This window comes from Lacticaseibacillus sp. 866-1 (genome assembly GCF_016861825.1).
Taxonomy (GTDB): domain Bacteria; phylum Bacillota; class Bacilli; order Lactobacillales; family Lactobacillaceae; genus Lacticaseibacillus.
On sequence record NZ_BOLU01000036.1, the window covers coordinates 1 to 17830 of the forward strand.

18 protein-coding genes are annotated in these 17830 nt (G+C 54.4%); 1 reads left to right on the top strand and 17 read right to left on the bottom strand.

The annotated features are described in order from the left end of the window. Positions 1-91 precede the first annotated feature (91 nt). From JUE30_RS10140 to JUE30_RS10215, 16 genes are all read right to left on the bottom strand, one after another. Positions 92-1801, bottom strand: coding sequence for a SpaA isopeptide-forming pilin-related protein (locus JUE30_RS10140; protein WP_203624742.1), 1710 nt, complete (start codon positions 1799-1801; stop codon positions 92-94). An 829-nt stretch (positions 1802-2630) separates the two neighbouring features. Further along, on the bottom strand, positions 2631-3368 hold the full coding sequence (locus tag JUE30_RS10145) for an amino acid ABC transporter ATP-binding protein (RefSeq protein WP_203624743.1): 738 nt from the start codon (positions 3366-3368) through the stop codon (positions 2631-2633). After that, a complete protein-coding gene (locus JUE30_RS10150; protein ID WP_203624744.1) occupies positions 3365-4831 on the bottom strand; it encodes an ABC transporter substrate-binding protein/permease in 1467 nt (488 codons plus the stop codon). Before JUE30_RS10150 ends, JUE30_RS10145 begins: the two co-directional genes overlap by 4 nt. 175 nt (positions 4832-5006) lie before the next feature. Further along, entirely contained in the window at positions 5007-6326 is a 1320-nt protein-coding gene (locus JUE30_RS10155) for an MATE family efflux transporter (protein ID WP_203624745.1), read from the bottom strand. A 200-nt stretch (positions 6327-6526) separates the two neighbouring features. Beyond that, positions 6527-6877: a sigma-70 family RNA polymerase sigma factor gene (locus JUE30_RS10160; RefSeq protein ID WP_203624746.1), complete on the bottom strand. Its 351-nt coding sequence runs from the start codon at positions 6875-6877 to the stop codon at positions 6527-6529. 122 nt (positions 6878-6999) lie between these two features. Next, on the bottom strand, positions 7000-7323 hold the full coding sequence (locus JUE30_RS10165; RefSeq protein WP_203624747.1) for a heavy metal-binding domain-containing protein: 324 nt from the start codon (positions 7321-7323) through the stop codon (positions 7000-7002). Positions 7324-7342: 19 nt separating this feature from the next. Further along, positions 7343-8110, bottom strand: coding sequence for an ABC transporter permease (locus JUE30_RS10170; protein ID WP_203624748.1), 768 nt, complete (start codon positions 8108-8110; stop codon positions 7343-7345). Between the two features lie 2 nt (positions 8111-8112). Next, complete coding sequence (locus tag JUE30_RS10175; protein ID WP_203624749.1) at positions 8113-9021, bottom strand: ABC transporter ATP-binding protein; 909 nt, start codon at positions 9019-9021, stop codon at positions 8113-8115. A gap of 94 nt (positions 9022-9115) precedes the next feature. Continuing rightward, on the bottom strand, positions 9116-9799 hold the full coding sequence (lepB, locus tag JUE30_RS10180; RefSeq protein WP_203624750.1) for a signal peptidase I: 684 nt from the start codon (positions 9797-9799) through the stop codon (positions 9116-9118). A gap of 287 nt (positions 9800-10086) precedes the next feature. Beyond that, on the bottom strand, positions 10087-10482 hold the full coding sequence (locus tag JUE30_RS10185) for an iron-sulfur cluster biosynthesis family protein (RefSeq protein ID WP_203624751.1): 396 nt from the start codon (positions 10480-10482) through the stop codon (positions 10087-10089). An 11-nt stretch (positions 10483-10493) separates the two neighbouring features. Beyond that, positions 10494-10859 carry a pyridoxamine 5'-phosphate oxidase family protein gene (locus JUE30_RS10190; RefSeq protein WP_203624752.1) on the bottom strand — a complete coding sequence of 122 codons (366 nt, stop codon included), beginning with the start codon at positions 10857-10859 and terminating at the stop codon, positions 10494-10496. A 113-nt stretch (positions 10860-10972) separates the two neighbouring features. Beyond that, positions 10973-11935, bottom strand: a complete 963-nt coding sequence (locus tag JUE30_RS10195; protein WP_203624753.1) for an electron transfer flavoprotein subunit alpha/FixB family protein — start codon at positions 11933-11935, stop codon at positions 10973-10975. Positions 11936-11947: 12 nt separating this feature from the next. Continuing rightward, a complete protein-coding gene (locus JUE30_RS10200) occupies positions 11948-12736 on the bottom strand; it encodes an electron transfer flavoprotein subunit beta/FixA family protein (protein WP_203624754.1) in 789 nt (262 codons plus the stop codon). A gap of 1 nt (position 12737) precedes the next feature. Then, positions 12738-13868, bottom strand: a complete 1131-nt coding sequence (locus JUE30_RS10205) for an acyl-CoA dehydrogenase family protein (protein WP_203624755.1) — start codon at positions 13866-13868, stop codon at positions 12738-12740. Positions 13869-14039: 171 nt separating this feature from the next. Continuing rightward, on the bottom strand, positions 14040-14279 hold the full coding sequence (locus JUE30_RS10210) for a hypothetical protein (protein WP_203624756.1): 240 nt from the start codon (positions 14277-14279) through the stop codon (positions 14040-14042). Positions 14280-14833: 554 nt separating this feature from the next. Next, positions 14834-15115 (bottom strand): hypothetical protein, encoded by a 282-nt coding sequence (locus JUE30_RS10215; protein WP_203624757.1) that lies wholly within the window; start codon positions 15113-15115, stop codon positions 14834-14836. 780 nt (positions 15116-15895) lie between these two features. On the opposite strand from JUE30_RS10215, the gene JUE30_RS10220 reads away from it, so the two are divergent. After that, positions 15896-16525: a DUF975 family protein gene (locus JUE30_RS10220; RefSeq protein ID WP_203624758.1), complete on the top strand. Its 630-nt coding sequence runs from the start codon at positions 15896-15898 to the stop codon at positions 16523-16525. A 336-nt stretch (positions 16526-16861) separates the two neighbouring features. On the opposite strand, the gene JUE30_RS10225 is transcribed toward JUE30_RS10220, so the two are convergent. Beyond that, on the bottom strand, positions 16862-17359 hold the full coding sequence (locus JUE30_RS10225; protein ID WP_203624759.1) for a GNAT family N-acetyltransferase: 498 nt from the start codon (positions 17357-17359) through the stop codon (positions 16862-16864). Between the last annotated feature and the right edge of the window lie 471 nt (positions 17360-17830).

A 17830-nucleotide genomic window follows, 5' to 3' on the forward strand; every position in this document is an offset into this window, starting at 1 on the left:
ATCAGCACTGAACCATCGTCCCAGACGTATTCTGAACTATCTTCGACCATGCGATTACTACCGACGCATGGCTTAACAACCTAGACCACTATCAAGGATTCGTTATCATCGTTGCACTTGACTTGAAAATTGAGGTGTCAAACTTAATTTCCTGGCTCAGATCAACCTTCGTATCATTATCACCTGATGCATTGGTGGGGAGCAAATAGACATTTGGTGCATTTACGTCTGCTTTGATTGAATCCTTGGCACCCTTAAAATCAACGTTGATGATAATAGGTGTCGCATCATTGTCAAAGCTAACATTAAGTAAGTACAGCCCACTGACGGATTGATTACCACCATATGGGTTGGTATACAGCGCCGTCCAAGGGATTGTCAGCATCTTCGCTTCTGGTGATACATTTGTCGCCACACTATCAACTTCAGTGGTGGTCTGGGGATCTATTGAATAGTCAGTCGGTGCCTGTATCTCATAGAAGCGGTAACGTCCAGGATAGTTCAAAGACACATTGATTGTCCCGGTCTCGATGCTATTGGCCTCTGCCGCCGGCGTATCGCTGGATGCTTGTAGAGTAGTCATAGCCTTGAGGTACTCAGCCTCTGTCGAAATCAGATTATGGTTTCGATCATAGAGGTGGACCTGATCGTCATCTTTTGTCGTCACGAGCTGCCCTGACGCGTCATATTGTGGATTCCCGGGCTGTTCGGCCTCCCCATCCTTTAGTTGGTCAGCCGTGCGCTCTTCACCAGTGGTTGGTTTGTCCGCGTTTAGACGAGATAAATCATCTGAGGTCGTATTCGCATCCCATCCATAGAGCTTGGGTAAAGAACCCTTCCCATTAAGAACATCAAAGATGTTGGTCCAGCCCGTAGGAATCGCATAGCCATTGCTGTCGTACCGAACCTCACTCTTGTTTTCGGGAAAGGTCGGAAATTGAAGCTCAAACATAGCGCCGCCCAGTGCATTACCAGCACTGTCAGTCTTCTGAATGCGCAAGGAGTAAGTCTTCTCATACTTTTGATCAGATTGGTTAACACTGGTCAAGTTCATGTCGCTCATATCAAAGGCGCGGACTCCTGTATCCTCAGGAGTCTTATCATCCGAGTCTTGAGGGCCGATCAGCCCGCGAGAAACCATCTGTGCGACACTTAACTCGTTAAATTGGTAACTACGGCTGGCGTAAAATTCAGAAAGCCCTTTCAGCTTATCCAACGTCTTCCCAATATGGATATAGTTGGGATCTGGCTTAACCGTTGTCTTGTCATTATTGGGAAAGTTAAAAGCGGTAGGATCCTCACCCGTTATGATTCTTTCACTATCCAAGTTGGTTGATGTAAATTTGGTCGCTAAGTCCGGTGACAACAACTTATCAAAATAAAACAGATCAACTGATTTGTCGCCATCTTTTGGAAGAGGGGGCTTAATAGTTTGGGTACCTAGATTAGTGCTCCCAGAAAGATTTTCAGCGGCGACGTTACCATCGAGATTCACGCTACCGACATCAACTGTCTCGCCAAACAGTGCAAACCGCTGTGCCTCATAAAGGACATCATTCTGGGTCCCGGCATTGATTTTGTCGTCGAAGTAGCCAGACCCCGTTGGATTAGTTGCAGTCACTTTATTAGCAACCGCAGTTGTATCAGTAGCAGGTGGCGTCCCGCTATCATCAGCAGTCACCGACTTCGCTGGCGTCGGGACCAGTTGCACGGCCACGAGGGCCACCAAAAGCGCACCGGCCACGCGGGTGAAGCGCCGGGAATGTGTGTGCTTGATTACTTGTTTAATCCACTTCATCATCTTTGGCGCCTCCTTTCTCGCTAACCAGCTTGAAACAACTCATGCCAACCTATACGACCGATGTACACTGCCGCAAACATGGGGAACGGTATAAGAAAACCCTCCAGCAATTATGCGTGGGGGGTCTAAATTGTTGAGATTATACGAAACCGGCATTCACGGCAGGCAATGACACACCCAAGAAGTGCGGATCCATATAAGTCGCACCACCAAGACTGGCGAAAAGACGAATGGTGCGAACGGCTTTCAAAAAAGCTCCCCCGAGCGCAGCTTGAGAGAGACTCCTAGAATGCGCCTGAAACGCTGGGCGACACCTAAATAGTCTACTCGCTGGCTGCAATGGCTATAATGTATCACGAATAAATAGTAGTTACAAATGCTTCCCGGACCGACTTAATAGTAATAGAACGAATACCTCCCCCGTTCTGGTGAAAACAACACTGAAATCGTTGGCCTTTTGGCCGGCTTTAAAATTGGTTCCTACAAATAAATAACGAGTGTCTCATTTCAAAAAAAATTGGAAAAATTACTGGAGGCATTTTAAATTGGCCATATTGCCGCAGCCTGTATACCCCATAAACTGCCTATTACCAGCCTTTAAAGGACTCTGCTAGAAGACATCTGAATTGGATTAGAAAACGAATATCGCCGTTTCCTCAACCCCTCGCACTCCGGGATTGCCCATTTCGCCAGAGAAACCTACTTTTTATTATTACTATTGGTACGTAGATAATATTAAGTGGGCAAGTAAGTGTCAGGACATCAAATAGGGCCGGAAGGCTGCCGCAATGCGGGTAAGCCGTCCGGCCCTAGGGAAGTCATTATTCGGTTAAGCTTCCAGCACCTTCTGCAGAAAGCTCTGAAGCCGCTCGTTCTTGGGGTGCTCGAAGACCTGCTCCGGCGTACCTGATTCCTGGATCTCGCCGCCTTCAAAGAAGACGACCCGGTCGGCCACTTCCTTGGCGAACCCCATTTCGTGGGTCACGACAACCATGGTCATCCCCTGCCTGGCGAGCTTGCGCATGACGCCCAGCACATCGCCGACCATTTCGGGGTCAAGCGCAGAGGTCGGCTCGTCAAACAGCATCATGTCCGGGTGCATCGTCAGCGCGCGCGCAATCGCGACTCGCTGCTTTTGGCCGCCTGACAAGGTGCTCGGCATGGCGTCGACCTTATCGGCCAGGCCGACGCTGTCGAGCATGCGCCGGCCTTCCTTTTCCGCCTCGTCCTTGGTCATCATGCCCAGCTCAGTGGGGGCCAGCGTCACGTTTCCTAACACGGACATGTTCGGGAACAGGTTAAAATGCTGGAACACCATCCCGATCTTGGCGCGGACCTTATCGATATCCACGTGCGGCTTGGCGATATCGATCCCGTCGATCAGGATCTCGCCAGAGGTCGTGGTTTCCAGGCCGTTCATCATGCGCAGCACCGTTGACTTGCCGGCACCAGACGGACCGATCATCGCGACGACCTCGCCGTCCTCAACTTTGAGGTCCACGCCGCGCACTACGGTGTTAGTGCCATACTTTTTGACAACATTTTTCATTTCGATCCGTGTGGTCATGCTTGGATCCTCCTTTGCACCCAATTCGACAGCCAGGTCAAAAGGGTGATGATGATCAGGTAAATCAGAGCCACCATCGTCCAGATCTTAAAGCCTTCCATGTTCCGGGCGATAATGATTTTCCCGGTTTGGGTCAGCTCCATTAGGCCCAGGATTGACAGAATCGAGGTGTCCTTCAGGGTGATGATGAACTGATTGATGAAGCTTGGCACCATGATCTTCAACCCTTGCGGTAAAATGACCCGCCGCATCGCCTTGCGCCATGGCAGACCCAGGCTGCGCGCGGCCTCCATTTGGCCGACGTCGACCGCGCCGATCCCGCCTTTCACGAAGGCGGCAGTGTACGCCCCTTCGTTCAGCGTCAGGGTGATGATGCCGGCAACAAAGGCTGGAATCTTGGCGCCGATGACCATCGGTACGCCGGTGTAAATGAACAGCGCCAGCACCATCAGCGGCAGGCCGCGGAAAATGTAAATGAACGTGGTCGCGATGCCTTGCGCAATCTTATTCGGCACCACGCCCAGCAACCCGACGAGGATGCCGACCAGCGTCGCGAACAGAATCCCGACAATGGTCAGCTGCACGGTTTCGCCGAGCCCGGCCATCAAAGCGTCGCGGTTAGACTTCAGTAGGCCGAAGAAGGTGCTACTGGTATCGTTCGTGGCCTTAGCCTTTTTGTCGGTGTCCGCTTGGGACCCATTACCGAGGTATTTTTCGACAATCTTGTTATACTCGCCGGACTTGCGGACCTTTTTCAGACCAGCATTGATCTTCTTGACCAGCGCTGGCTCGGCCTTGCTGACCGCGATACCGTAATCATTGGCCATCGCCATTTTCATGTCGCCCAGCTTCAGGCCCAGGCCAGTTGCAATCGCGTACTGCATGACCGGCTTATCCTCGAAACACGCCGCTGAGTTGCCTGAAATCACGTCCTGGTACACATTGTTTGAATCATCAAACGTGACGGTCTTAAAGCCGTACTTCTTCTTGATGCTATTCGCGTAGTCGGCCGAGGCAGTCCCGGTTTTGACTGCAACGCGCTTGCCGCGCAACTGGGACAGCTTGGTTATGTTGCCATTTTTCCGCACCGCCATCACAACCCCAGATTGGTAGTAAGGATCAGAGAAGGCAAAGACCTTTTTGCGCTCGGGAGTGATACTCATCCCCGCCATGACCCCGTCGACCTGGTTGGCCTGGAGTTCCTGCACCGCGCCGTTGAATGAGGTCGCCTTGAGCTGCACCTTGAAACCCTCAGCCTTAGCGATGGCCTTGATCAGGTCAATGTCGATGCCGACGCGCTTGTTGTTCTTATCGGCGAATTCGAAGGGTGGGAACGTCGTATCCATGGCGATCGTATACGTCTTCTCGGCCGCTTGCACCGGTTCGGGCTTGGCCACCTGCCCGGAAAAAATGCCAAGGCCCAGGGCCACAACCAGTCCGATGATTCCCCAATGACGTCTCACACCAAATCGCCTCTTTCTGTACTTGATAGCTATAGGTTACAGAAAACCCGAACGAGTGTCGACGGATTATGTGAGATAACCTAACATTGAACCGAAAAAACCTGACACATCGAGCCGAGCCGGCAGCAAAAAAGCGCCCCGAATAACATCGAGACGCCTTCTTCCCACGTGGTCATCACATCATTTGCCTACTGCGCCGGTACAGCCCGTACCCGATCGCGCAGGTGATCACATCGGCGGCAGCCTGCGCCCAGACAATGCCGTCAAAGCCCAGCCACTGGGGCAAGAGCCACAGCGCCACGGCAAACACGACCCCTTGCCGTGAGATCGCCATGATGAGCGCACTCAGCCCCTGGCCCACGGACTGAAACACCGTGGTGAACACCAGGATCGCGCCAACAAACGGCGTGGTGATGAGCAGGGCCCGCATCATCAAGCTGCCCATGGCGACGATCGCCGGCCGGTTCATGAACAGCGCCACCAGCGGCCTGGCCAGCAGCATCAGTACCGTCGCCGCGACCAGTGCGTAGCCAATCTCCACGATAAAATCGAACCGCAGAATCGCCGCCAGCCGCTGGTGCGCCTTGGCCCCGAAGTTGTAGCCGATCAGCGGCTGGGCCCCAAAGGCAAAGCCCACCATAATCAGCATGACGATCATGTACACTTTTTGTGCAATGCCCATCGCTGCCACGGCGCTTGCCCCGTACGCGGCCAGGCGCTGGTTCAGCAGCATCGTGCCCAGGCTCTGCATGAAATTGGTCAAGCTGGCCGGAATGCCGATGGCGAGAATCGCCGCCACCGCCGCCCGGCTGGCCTTCGCCACCCCCGGCGCGATGCTGAGGTACTGCGCCTTGGTTTGCGTGAACCACAGCAAGAGCCCCGTGTTCAGCGCGTACCCCAGGACGTTAGCGAGCCCGACGCCGCTAGCGCCCCAGTGCAGCCCGAACAGGAAAATCGGGTCTAGCACAATGGTCAGCGCCGTGCCCGCCAGCGTCGCGATCATCGACTGCTTGGCCAGGCCTTCGGTGCGAATAATGTTCCCCGGCACCAGTGAGACGATGATGAATACCGCGCCGAGCGCAAGCATCGTGTAAAACCCACCGGCATAGGCGCGAGTGGCCGAAGTGGCGCCAAGCATGGTCAAAATCGGCTGCTTAAAGACGAGCAAGAGCACGGTGATCACCAGCGACAAGGCCACCGCCGCGTACAGGCAAAAGCTCGACAGCGCCCACACCTGGTCGCGCTTGCCGTTGCCCAGCAGTCGCGACAGCAGCGCCGAGCCGCCAAGGCCGAAAATGTCCCCGACCGCCAGCATAAACGAAAACAGCGGCGCCCCCAGCGTCACCCCGGCAACCAAGTCTGCATTCCCGGTTTGGGCAACAAAAAAAGTATCGACCAGGTTGTAAACCATGCTGGCGACCATTCCTAATACGACCGGCAGCGCGAGGTGCATATAAGCTTTAGGCACCGGCGCATGGGCAAATAATTCATCCATGTTTTCCCTCCGAATCGCGCTAATCACTGCGCGAAAGTCGTTGATGCCGGTCGCTCGCCTACAGACTTGCCTAATCAACGCTGCTTCTATCCTAGCATCAACTTCCGCCAAGCGCCAAAACCTGGCCGCTCATAATCTAAAAGCGCAACCGAGCGCCCACGAAAAAACCGTCGGTACAGGCCAACGGTTAACGGGTGATCCTAGTCTTTATTCACGATGTTGCCAACCGAGGACTTGGAGATCTTCAGCAAGCTGGCAATTTTCCGGTAGGACATCCCCTGCTGCCACAGGGTGATGACCTGTTTTTGCACGGAAATCGGCACGCCGCGGTGGGACGCCTTGTTGGCTTCCTGCGCCAGCGGAACCATTTTGATCTCACAGGCGGTGCCTTCCGCTTGGTTGGCCACGCGCTGGGCTTCCACCGCGCTGTACGTGATCCAGGTCTTCTTGAGGTCCTTGGTCCAGCCGGGCAGAAGCAGCAGGTCATCATCTTCGAGGAATTCGCCGTACTCGTTGACAACGGTGTATCGCTTCAATTCAACTGTTGCCATGCGCATCCCTCCCGGTTTACTTATGTGTCCATTGTAGCGCATTCAGGCAAGCGGTTCACTCACGATCATAGAAAAAGGCGCCCTGGCGGCTGGGCCAGAGCGTCTTAACCGGTCATCTCCAGTTAGTCGGTGAACTTCACTGCCGTGCCGTACGCCACGACGGACTGCATGTCCTGGGCGATCGATCCGGAGTCAAAGCGCATCATCACCACGGCGTCGGCGCCCAATTCTGCCGCCGAATCACGCAGCCGGTCAACAGCGGTTTCGCGCGACGTTTGAAGCATCTTGGTGTAGCCCTTGATCTCGCCGCCAACCAGGCTCTTGAGCCCGGCGCCTAGGTCGGACACCATATTACGCGATTGCGTGGTGACGCCGAAGACCTCACCGATGATCTCGTACTCGTGGTTAGGAATGCGTTCAGTGGTGGTAACAATCATTTCAGCCATAAGATTCTCCTTTTCCCGCCTAGATGCTGCGCTTGCGGAAGCTCAGATAGGCGATAAACCCAAAGACAACAGTGTAAACCAGGGTGCCGGCAATCATTGTTTCCGTGCTCATAAAGGTCGAGTGGGCCATGTTGGGATTAAGAATCTGCGCCCCAACTAGCAAGAACGTGAATGGGTTCCACTTCAGCCAGTGCCAGTAACCAATCGCCACCAGCAGAAGCGTCGCGGCCAGGGTAATAAGAAAATACCCAACCAGGCCGGTCGCAATCGCCGCGGCGTTGCTTTTAAACAGTGTGGACAGCATCAGCACGACCGACAGCAGCAACAGGTCAACCAGTAAATCACCACCGATGCGCTTGAAGTAGGTCTGCAGGGTAGTCGTGCTGCCGACCTCAGCCAGCCAGTCGTAGCTGGGATGCAAAATCAGGGTCAGGATGAACGTGGTCGCGCACGCCACCACCTGTAAAAATGCCAGCTGCAAAAGCACCGTGATAATTTTTGAGACGAAAACCTGGCTGCGGTAGTACTGGCGGTACAGCAGCTGCTTCATCGTGCCGTACTGGTACTCCATCGAAACGATCGAGGCGGTGGACGCGACCGCGATGAAAATCACGATCTCCCCCATGATGTAATCTTCAGAAATCAGCGCATCAGCCGGGAACCACTTGGGCTGCATTTTGCCCCAAATGCCAAAGCCAACTTGGCCCAGCACCATGATGAGCGTGGCGATCAGCCAGCCGCGCTTGTGAAACTGCTTGTACACTTCTTGCTTAACTAATGTCCCCATGTCTACGCCTCCCCGCCGTCTGCGTTCACCATGTCCAAAAAGGCGCCTTCAAGGTCGTCTGACTGCTGGGTGATCGAGACGATCGCGACACCGCCTTGGACCAGCGCGTACAGCGCATGGTTGAGGTCGCCAGCCGCCGCATGGGTCAGGATAATGGCATTGCCAACCGTTTCAAACGGGTGGTTCGCCATCGCCATGGCCGCCTTGGCCTGGTCGATGTTGCTGACCGCGATGGTGTACCCGACGCCGCCTTGCTGCTCGAGGGCTGCCATGGTTGAATGCTTAATGATTTGGCCGTGATTGAGGATCAGCACATCATCGGCGAGTTTTTCCAGCTCGGACAAAATGTGGCTGGAGATCAGAATGCTGGTGCCGCGGGCTGCCAGGTTGCGCAACAAGTCGCGCAGATCCTTGACTGCCTGCGGGTCCAGCCCGTTCATTGGCTCATCGAGAATGACGAGCTTAGGGTCGTTGACCAGCGCCTGGGCGATGCCGAGCTTTTGCTTCATGCCCAAGCTGTAGCTTTTAGCCGGCAGGTCAATGTACTTGCCCATCCCCATCGCGGCGATGATGGTTTCCACGTTTTTCGCCTTGCCGTGCTGGTTGGCAAACAGGGCCAGCTGCTGGCGGCCGGTCATGAACGGGTAAATGCCTGGATACTCGATCAAGGCGCCGACATTGCGCAGCGCCTGGTGCGAGGTAATGGACACCGGCTGCCCCTTGATGTCGACCCCGCCGCCGTTGACTGGGATCAGCCCCAAAATGGCTTTCATAATGGTACTCTTACCTGCGCCGTTTGGGCCGACCAGCGCGACGATGTGGCCTTCTTCAACGAAAAAGTCCACCCCGTGCAACACCTGTTTTTTGCCAAACGACTTGTCGAGATGATCGACTGTCAGAATCGTTCCCATACCTTACTCCTCCTGCGCGAGCACGCGCCGTATAAGCGTAGGATACACCCCTCTCGCCAGAAAAAAACGATTATGCCCATAACAATTTTGTTAGCTAACCGCGCGGCCGCGACAACATCGTTCGCAGATCCGGCCAGCAAGCGGCCAAAAACCACGCGACGACCAGGAACATCGGCAGAAAATGCAGCAGAATCCACAGCACATTTTGTGCCGGCCCGATGCGCCTGATCGGCAGCCTGGCCACCACAACGCCGGTGATCTGCGTCTTCGAGATCGGGCCAAACCAGCGCGAATCCGCTGAGTTCGGCCGATTATCTCCCATAACAAAATACTCCCCGCCGCGCAGGTACGAGGAACGCTGATAGCTGGGGTCGACAAACGGCTGTCCGCCATCCGGCCGGCCGTCGTACTGATACTTGGCGTTATTCATCGGGTGCTTGACGTACGGCTCCTTCAGGGCGCGAGAGTTACGATAGACGGTCGTTTGGTTGATACCAATCAGGTCGCCGGGCATGCCGACCACCCGCTTGACCAGCTGTCTTCGCGGCGATAAATAAGGGACCTTGCCATTGTTGCTAAAGGTGACAATATCACCTCGCTTCGGCTTTAACCCGACGTGTTTCAGCAGTCGGTAATTTGCGACCACCAGCCACTGACCGGGCTTCAGTGCCGGCGCCATCGACTTGCCGCGAACCGACTCCAGCGGCGTGAAAACGCTGAATAAGGTGGTCACGATCATCAAGCCAAACAAGAGCCGCGAAACGCTTTTTCTGGTCATGGGTCCACCTCCTCGTACCGTTGGTTATATCATGCCACACCCCATTTTGTCTGGTGACTGGTCTTTCCCGAGACGATTTTTAACCAATCCTAACAAGCACGTCACCTGGTGAGAACCGCAGTGTGCCGGCTCAGCGTAGGAGAGGCACAAACCGGCGGTCAGGAATCCTGCCCCGCCCATATTTCCAGGGAAATATCTATGCTTCTTTCTTTTAACACGGCCTCCTGGGCGATCTCGGGCAAAAAAAACGCCAACCTTCAATGATCGAAGGATGACGTTCAATTTTATTAGCAGGTCTTGCCTGCCACCGTCGTGCCTTGTTTAAACGCCGCCAAAACATCGCTGCCTTGCGCGATGCGCATCTGGTTGTCCAGTGCGTGGGCGTTGTCTTTGATCGAGATGCTGCCATCGTGGTAATCGATAGCTAGGCCCGGATTGAAGAAGATCATGTCGTAATCCGAGGTCCACAGGCGCAGGCCCGCGGCATTTTCCAGGCGCACCGCGTAGTCCGGATCCGGCGCATCGAGCACGATCAGCGTGAACTTGGTGCCGATACTGCAGGCGCCGCCTTGCAGTGAGTACTTGCCGCCGCCATCATCGGTGATCAGTGCGATGTCGCGGTCTGCAAGCCCCTTTTGGGTCATCAGAGCAACAAATGAATCACTGAGCGTAATTTCTGCCATACGCGTGCCTCCTAAATCTTCTGCTGGATGTCATCGATGGTGACGACGAGCAGCCGCGTCAGCCACGGGAACTGCTTCTTCTTCTCGTCAAAGGCCGGGCCGCTGCTTTCAAAGCGGGCGTGCCCATGTACGTGAAACCCCGCACCGGGGCCAACCGTGCCTTCGACTTCCTTGCTGCCAAAGGTCACGGTCACGCGGTCGTCAGTTTTGGCGGCGGCTTCGACACTGTGCATGCCAGCAGCTGGAATGTGCAGCTCGTTGCCCTCGACTGAGACATACGACATCCACGTGTTCACAACCGCGGCCGGCTGCGCGTAAGGCGAGACAATGGTCACTGGGCCCTCATGCTTCAGGACCGCGAGAAAAGTTTCATTCATCATGCGACCTCCTTCATATTTCACTTACATTTTATCACTAAGAAGTGGCAGACACCTATCCGGTCACGCATCGGGATCTATCCTGAAAAAAGTCACGGGCAGTGCGGGCACCATTACAGCAGTTCTTGAAGTGCCGCGACTAGGGCGGCAGCGTCCCCGGCCCAGACGTAATCGGACTGCGCCATGATCGGCGCCTTGGGATCGCGGTTGGCGGAGATGACCAACTTACTTGAACTCATTCCCACCTGATACTGTACGGCGCCTGAAATCCCCAAATTGAGGATCAGGTCCGGTGAGACCGTCACGCCGCTTTGGCCGATTTGCTGCTCGGCGGTGAAGTCGGGCCGGTCGGTCAGCGGCCGGCTGACGCCAACGCTGGCGCCCAGCTTTTCCGCCACCTTGCGAACCCCGCTGATCACAGCGTCCTTGTTGGCCCCGCGGCCGAGGGCAATGATTTTGCGTGCGCCGCTCAGGCTGGTGGTCGCGGCGATTTTGACTGCAGTGTGCTGCACCGTGCAGGCAGCGTCGGCCGCCGCCGTGGTGTCAAGGCGCTCGATCCGCGCAGCCCCGGTCGCCTTTTTCGCCGCAAAGGTGTTCGGCCGCACCGACGCCATCTGCGGCCGGCGGTCCGGGCAGACGATCTCACACATCACATTATCCCCATACGACGGCTTGACCGCCACCAGCAAGTCTTGTTCATAGTAAAAGTCGAGGCAGTCGGCAGTTAGGCCCGTTTCGAGCTGGTCTTGGACGCGCGGGGCCAGCGAGCGGCCCTCGGGCGTGGCGCCAAACAGTACGGTGTTCGGCTGGTGGGCCTTGATCAGCGTCGTCAGCTGCTCGGCCTGGGTACGGTCAGAGGCGTTCTGAAATGCCTCATCTTGGGCCACAATAATTTCGTCCGGACCATACTCTGCCAGCGTCTCCTCACCAGCTTGCACTGGCGTTTCCAGCAGCACGGCCGCCACCGTACGGCCGTTGGCAATGGCGCGCGCCTTGGTCAGCAGCTGCAAGGTGACCGGCGCAATACGTTTTCCCTCAAACTCGGCAACGATCCATAAAGCATCTTTTGTGATCATGTTCCGGCCTCCTTACAGCAAGCCCTGTGCTTGCAAAATATCGAGCAGCGCCTTAGCCGCCGCTTTTGGCTCTTGCGGCAGCGGCTTGGCAGCGCGCGTCGCCTTGTCTGGCGCGTAGACCTTCCGCACAATCGTCGGCGAGCCCGCCTGACCGATGCGGTGAGTATCCAGCGTCAGGTCCTGATCGGTCCAAGTCGTCAGTGGTTTGGTCAGGCTTTGCTGAATCGCGACCGGGCTTTCGTAGCGCGGCTGGTTGGCCTCGGCGCGCACCGTGATGACAGCCGGCAACGTCAGCTGCACCGTCTGCGTGACGGCCCCCAGGTCGCGGTTAACGACCACGTGCTGATCGTCCAGCGGCTTAATTTTCGCGGCGAAGGTCGCCTGCGGCAGGTCGAGTTCAGTCGCGACGATTGGGCCAACTTGACCGGTATCCGCATCGACGGCTTGGCGGCCGAACAAAATTAAGTCGACGTCGCCGATTTTGCGAATGGCCTGGTCCAAAACGTAGCCCGTCGCAAGTGTGTCAGACCCGGCAAAGGCACGCGACGACAACAGGTAAGCTGCGTCTGCGCCCATCGCCATGCCATCGTGCAGCGTCTCCTTGGTCGCATCCGGACCCATCGACAGGAGGACCACCTCGCCGCCCACTTGTTCGCGCAGGCGCACGGCAGCTTCAATGGCATTTTCGTCAAAGGGGTTCATGCGGCCGGCCATGCCTTCACGTACGAGGTTGTGCGTGACCGGGTCAAACGTCACCCGGTTTGAGCCGGGCACTTGCTTAATGCAAACGACGATTTTCATGTCAGCCTTCCTCCTTTTTCAGCTCAGCCACCGCAATGGCCGTGCGCATTTTCTCGACGGTGCCTTCGGCGATTTCAAGCGCCCGCGCGTCAAGCATCAGGTGCGCCAGCGGATAGTCGTTGGAGTAGCCGTAGCCGGCGTACACCTGAAGCGCATCGTCGCAGGCCGCCACCGCCGCGCGCGAGCCGTGAGCCTTGGCCATTGCGGCCAGTTCCGAATACGGCTGGCCTTGCGCCTTGGCAAAGGCAGCGCGCTCCCACAGCAGCTGCGTGGTTTCCTGATTGATCTTGATGTCGGCGAGCTTGCGCTGAATCGCCTGCATCTGCCCAATCGGCGTACCCAGCGCCGTGCGCTCGTTAGCGTACTTGGCGGCCAGGCTCAGCGCATGCTGCATGATGCCGGAGAGCACCGCGCCCATCAGAATGCGCGCGTCATCGTGGGCGTGGTCACCGATCGCGCCGCCTTGCCCGACCTGACCGAGCAAATGGTCGTCATCTACCCGCACATCGCTGAGAAAAATCTCACCAATCGGCGTGCCGCGCAGGCCGATGAAGTCCTCGCGCTTGCCAAACGAAAACCCTGGCATGTCCTGATCGACCACAAATACAGACAATTCTTCGTCACCGGTTTTGACCAGCACACAGTAGACTTCGGCCAGCGTCCCGTTGGTGATCATCACCTTATTGCCGTTCAGCAGCCAGCCGCCGGCCACGCGTTTGGCGGTCGATTGGATCCCCATGGGGTTAGAGCCACCAGTTGACTCGGTCATGCCAAACGCAAAGATACGGTGGGCCGCTTGTGGCAGCAGCGCCTTTTTGAGCGCGTCGGTGCCGTACTTCAGGATCGCATCCACGCTTTTATAGTGGCCTTCCAACGTCGCTGCCACACTGGCGCTGCCCTTGGCGATTCGCTCGATCATCGCCGCGGTCACCTCGGGACCAAAACCCGCCCCGCCGTACTCAGCCGGCAGCATGACAGTCAAAAAACCGGTGTGGATCAGTTTATCAACCAAACCGTCAGGGTAGCGGTTCGTGTGGGCCATTTCCAAGTCGTAAGGCGCCAGTTCCGCGTCGGTATATTTTGCCGCCATGCGCAGCAGCATCTGTTCGGGTTCCGTCCATTGCCGTTCCATTATGAGCCTCCGATTTCCGTGGCACGCCTCGTGAAACGTACCACAAATACACTGAATACTCGCAGGTTAACATATTTTATTTGACCGCATCTAACCTGTTTCGTACCCAGCCATATCCTTTTCTGACAGCAAAAAAGACCAGAATAATCTGGCCTCAGATTGTTTGTTCAATTATTCGCCAACTATTTGATTGGCCTGATCAACACCGGCTAGCCACGCCCGGGCAAAGTCCTCGTCGTGCGCTGGCTCAAAGAAGTACAGCGCGACTTGGGACTCGGTCTCCTCGTCAAGTGCCGCCACCCGCGGCATTGCGTGCCCTTGGGTCAGTGCATCAAACAAGCTGATATTATGTGCTCGGCAGTACTGCAGCCACGCCGTCGCGGCCGCCGGTAATTCACCCGATCCCGTCATTTTAACCGCTCTCCTTCTTCGATTCACCGCTAAGTCAACTTATTTTAGCTCTTGGCCTTGTTATTGTAAACGCTTTCTATCCCGCTTTATCCCGCATTTAAAGGCGCGAAAGACTTTTCTGTGCTTTTCCCCGCTATTACCAGTCCGACTGCCCCGGATTATAGATTCGCTTCAGTCCTTGTCTGATTTCTCGCAGCTAAATTGATGCAATCTTGCAAGTGTTCTAATGCCCCACCCCTTAACCCGTCGGCGTACAATGTATTCGTCGGGAGGAATCGTCCCGACAGTAGTTCTCCCGTTCTCCTCATGCTCCTTTTTTGGAGGCTGCCTTCCCCCAAAGGCAGCCTCTACTTTTGCCAAAAGCTAAAAGGACACCGCCACTCCCTCTCGAATGGCGATGTTTTTTCAGTCTTCAGTGATAGATGCTTCTTTAAATGTTTTATCCTCTCACCAATATGGTCGCTTTGTTCCACGTGAAACACAAGGCTCTGAGTTAAGTTGCTATCAGTGACTTATTTTAGCAATGGCCATTCACCCCAAGGCCGGTTGACCGATTAAACGTGCCACTGCTCACGGCTAGCGATGGCTTTCAGCGTAGCGACTGTGTCTTCATACTGCGGATCTGTTTGCCAACTGATTTGTTCTCCCTTTGCACTGTACCAGGCAAGATACAAAGCCTTAATAAGCGTGCGGTAGTCCGCATCGCAAATGATTCGCACCCCTCGGCCTTCCTCAACCGGGCCACTCACATGAACCACCTTGTGATTGTGATTGATCTCATCCAGAATAGTCAAAAAATTATCTTTTGCTTCTTCTGGGGTATAGTTTTCTCGCATCGTGTCCGACCTCCTGTTTGACTCACCACAGACAGCGTGAGTATTGAATATACACGTATAGCTCGTCATGCTGCGATCAAAGAAAGTATATCACCACGGCGATTCAGTTTGCTCAAACGAGGCCTGAGAGAAAATAGTTGAAACATTGGCGTTTAATCCCGCATGATAGGCTATTATAAAGCGGTTGCATAGCAGCTCGTAATTTCTGACTCAAAGCGACAAACTGCCGCTATGAAAAAACATTCTGGTCTCTCCAGTATCAGTTGAATGAGAACGGGAACAGCTCATCGCAAGCACAAGAAGATAACCTGAGCGACTCACTATCGCCAGGCAAAACGGTTGAGACGGTTTTGATGTTTGACCTAGTTAATACGGCACCGGTAACCCTCGAGTTTTCTAACGAAGAATTCGACACAATCGGCACCAAAGAGTATCAAGTTCAATAAACAGTGGGCTCACCCGTTGCGCGAAATTACAGAAAAGCCGGTTGCCGATTTAGGCCCGAGGTTAACGCTCGGAAGACCCCACCACTAGCTTTCCAATAAACAAATCAATATTAGGTCCCAATTTCTGTGATAATCAGACCATCCAACATCGTCTGCTAATTCTAGCAGGCGTTTTTCGACGGTCATGGTGTCGTCTTCTTCTCCAGCCGAACTCACCGAAAAGATCCGTTTAATTCTGCCATAAGTCAAATCAAATTTTTCTGGATAAATAACATGGACATTGATATACTCAGTGAAGTTTCATGCAGTTATTTCATAAATTTGGAGGATATCAATGACCAGAGCAGAGATTAAGCAGCAGGCCAAGGACCGGCTGCACGGTAAATGGGGCTGGGCGATTGGCCTGGACATTCTGGGCGCGATTATGGGTAGCTTAGTCGGCGGCATCACAGTGGGTATTCTGGCCGCGATGGTCGCAACCGGGGTCACCTTCTCGTACCTGCATCTCATCGATCACGACGACAAGGGTAATGGTGTTTTCAATAACATTTTCAGTGCCTTCACCGGCCCGCATGCAATGGCAGTGTTCCTGAACATGTTACTGGCATCGATTTTTCTGGCACTTTGGTCACTGCTTCTGGTAATTCCTGGGATCATCAAGGGCTTTTCCTACTCACAAGTCCCGTACATCCTACGGGACATGCAAGAGTCGGGTAGCGATATCGGCGCGACTGATGCCATCAAAGCTAGTCGCGAGCTAATGAACGGCCACAAATGGGAGTATTTTGTCCTTCAGCTGAGCTTTATTGGCTGGCGCATCCTCGCCTCCATTCCTTTCGGTCTCGGCAACTTGTGGCTCACGCCTTACATCCGGGCGACCAATGCGGCTTACTACCGGCAGTTAGCTGGTGATCAGTTCCGCACCCAGCCGCAAGCTGCTGAATCAGACACGACACAAGCATAATTCTTTACGGATCAGCAACATGGTACTCAAATCACCCCACAAGCGCATATCACTGCGTTTGTGGGGTGATTTTTGCTGACTTGAAGGCCATTTCCGGTTGCGGATAAATAGATTAAACAAGACGTGTTATCGCCTTGAAAGCCGTCCTTGGGTACACAATTTATCGTCGCCAGTTTAGCTATGGTTCCAGATAACGGATAACGACTCGAGTTCGTGTGAAACTTGAAGTCAAATGAAACGCAAAGCAGGTCGGCATAATTGACCTTGTCCATTGAGGATAGTTCAGTCTTTTAAAAGAGCGGCTGAAATAAGTTCCATGTGAAACAAAGTCACAATTCACAAAACTAATGTTAAAACCACTGCGGCATGGCTTTGCCCGTTATCATCGCGCCAGGTCGTTGCCTCCTCAGCACTTTCCTTGAATCCCACCTTGGCATAGACATGCAGGGCCACCTCATTTGCCGCATCAATCTCGATGACGACATGTTTCGCGCCCCGTGCGCGGGCCACCGCCGGCAAATGCTCACGCAGAACTTGGGTTCCAAAGCCTTTTTGCTGGCAATCGAAGTCCCCAATCGTGATATCAAACTTCAGCGTGTCTGGCGTTTTGAGCCTGTAGATAAATTCACCGATTGGCTGGTCATCGAGCAGAATAATGTCCCAGCCCGCGCCCGGACGCGCCATATCTCGGGCCACCGTAGCCGCGATCCGGTCAGTAGTTTTAATAATTCCATTTGGAAAACCAACCGGCGCCATCACCCGAGGATCCCTGTACCAGGAAGCCATTACAGGATAGTCATTGGCGTCAACTGGTCTGTAAGATAATTTTTCCATCAATAACTCCCTTCAGGTGGCACGTCAACAACTTCTGACTTGGTCAAAGCACTGCCCCCTGAGGGCCTTCGCTGTGGTCCCATATCAGCGGATAACATTGAGAGGCGTCTGTTCATCCCCCAGGCCAGGCGTTGTTATGTCGCATATTTTATAGCCAAGCTACAGTCGCACTACCCTGAATTATCAAGTCTAACCGTTCCTATTCGTAATTCAGACTCACTCAAAAATCCCGGAGATTCTTAATTGAAGAAAACTCTGTATTGTTGCAGTAAGCATAACAGTTCAGGGCCATCTCCTGTATCATACTGGAATTCCATCACGTTAAATTCAGAGCAAAAAAATGGCGCTACGATATTTGGAGTTGAAAGGCATCTTGCCTCGAAACTCCTTTTTATATACCATTTTTATGTCTGAGCACACAAAGAGGACATTACACTGTCCCTTGTCTGCTCTCCGACCAAAGAAATTAGA

Excerpts from the sequence above, each read along its gene's own strand:
- JUE30_RS10140 (WP_203624742.1), bottom strand. The coding sequence starts at position 1,801 with ATGATGAAGTGGATTAAACAAGTAATCAAGCACACACATTCCCGGCGC.
- JUE30_RS10145 (WP_203624743.1), bottom strand. The coding sequence starts at position 3,368 with ATGACCACACGGATCGAAATGAAAAATGTTGTCAAAAAGTATGGCACT.
- JUE30_RS10155 (WP_203624745.1), bottom strand. The coding sequence starts at position 6,326 with ATGGATGAATTATTTGCCCATGCGCCGGTGCCTAAAGCTTATATGCAC.
- JUE30_RS10160 (WP_203624746.1), bottom strand. The coding sequence starts at position 6,877 with ATGGCAACAGTTGAATTGAAGCGATACACCGTTGTCAACGAGTACGGC.
- JUE30_RS10165 (WP_203624747.1), bottom strand. The coding sequence starts at position 7,323 with ATGGCTGAAATGATTGTTACCACCACTGAACGCATTCCTAACCACGAG.
- JUE30_RS10170 (WP_203624748.1), bottom strand. The coding sequence starts at position 8,110 with ATGGGGACATTAGTTAAGCAAGAAGTGTACAAGCAGTTTCACAAGCGC.
- JUE30_RS10175 (WP_203624749.1), bottom strand. The coding sequence starts at position 9,021 with ATGGGAACGATTCTGACAGTCGATCATCTCGACAAGTCGTTTGGCAAA.
- lepB (WP_203624750.1), bottom strand. The coding sequence starts at position 9,799 with ATGACCAGAAAAAGCGTTTCGCGGCTCTTGTTTGGCTTGATGATCGTG.
- JUE30_RS10185 (WP_203624751.1), bottom strand. The coding sequence starts at position 10,482 with ATGGCAGAAATTACGCTCAGTGATTCATTTGTTGCTCTGATGACCCAA.
- JUE30_RS10190 (WP_203624752.1), bottom strand. The coding sequence starts at position 10,859 with ATGAATGAAACTTTTCTCGCGGTCCTGAAGCATGAGGGCCCAGTGACC.
- JUE30_RS10195 (WP_203624753.1), bottom strand. The coding sequence starts at position 11,935 with ATGATCACAAAAGATGCTTTATGGATCGTTGCCGAGTTTGAGGGAAAA.
- JUE30_RS10200 (WP_203624754.1), bottom strand. The coding sequence starts at position 12,736 with ATGAAAATCGTCGTTTGCATTAAGCAAGTGCCCGGCTCAAACCGGGTG.
- JUE30_RS10205 (WP_203624755.1), bottom strand. The coding sequence starts at position 13,868 with ATGGAACGGCAATGGACGGAACCCGAACAGATGCTGCTGCGCATGGCG.
- JUE30_RS10210 (WP_203624756.1), bottom strand. The coding sequence starts at position 14,279 with ATGACGGGATCGGGTGAATTACCGGCGGCCGCGACGGCGTGGCTGCAG.
- JUE30_RS10215 (WP_203624757.1), bottom strand. The coding sequence starts at position 15,115 with ATGCGAGAAAACTATACCCCAGAAGAAGCAAAAGATAATTTTTTGACT.
- JUE30_RS10220 (WP_203624758.1), top strand. The coding sequence starts at position 15,896 with ATGACCAGAGCAGAGATTAAGCAGCAGGCCAAGGACCGGCTGCACGGT.
- JUE30_RS10225 (WP_203624759.1), bottom strand. The coding sequence starts at position 17,359 with ATGGAAAAATTATCTTACAGACCAGTTGACGCCAATGACTATCCTGTA.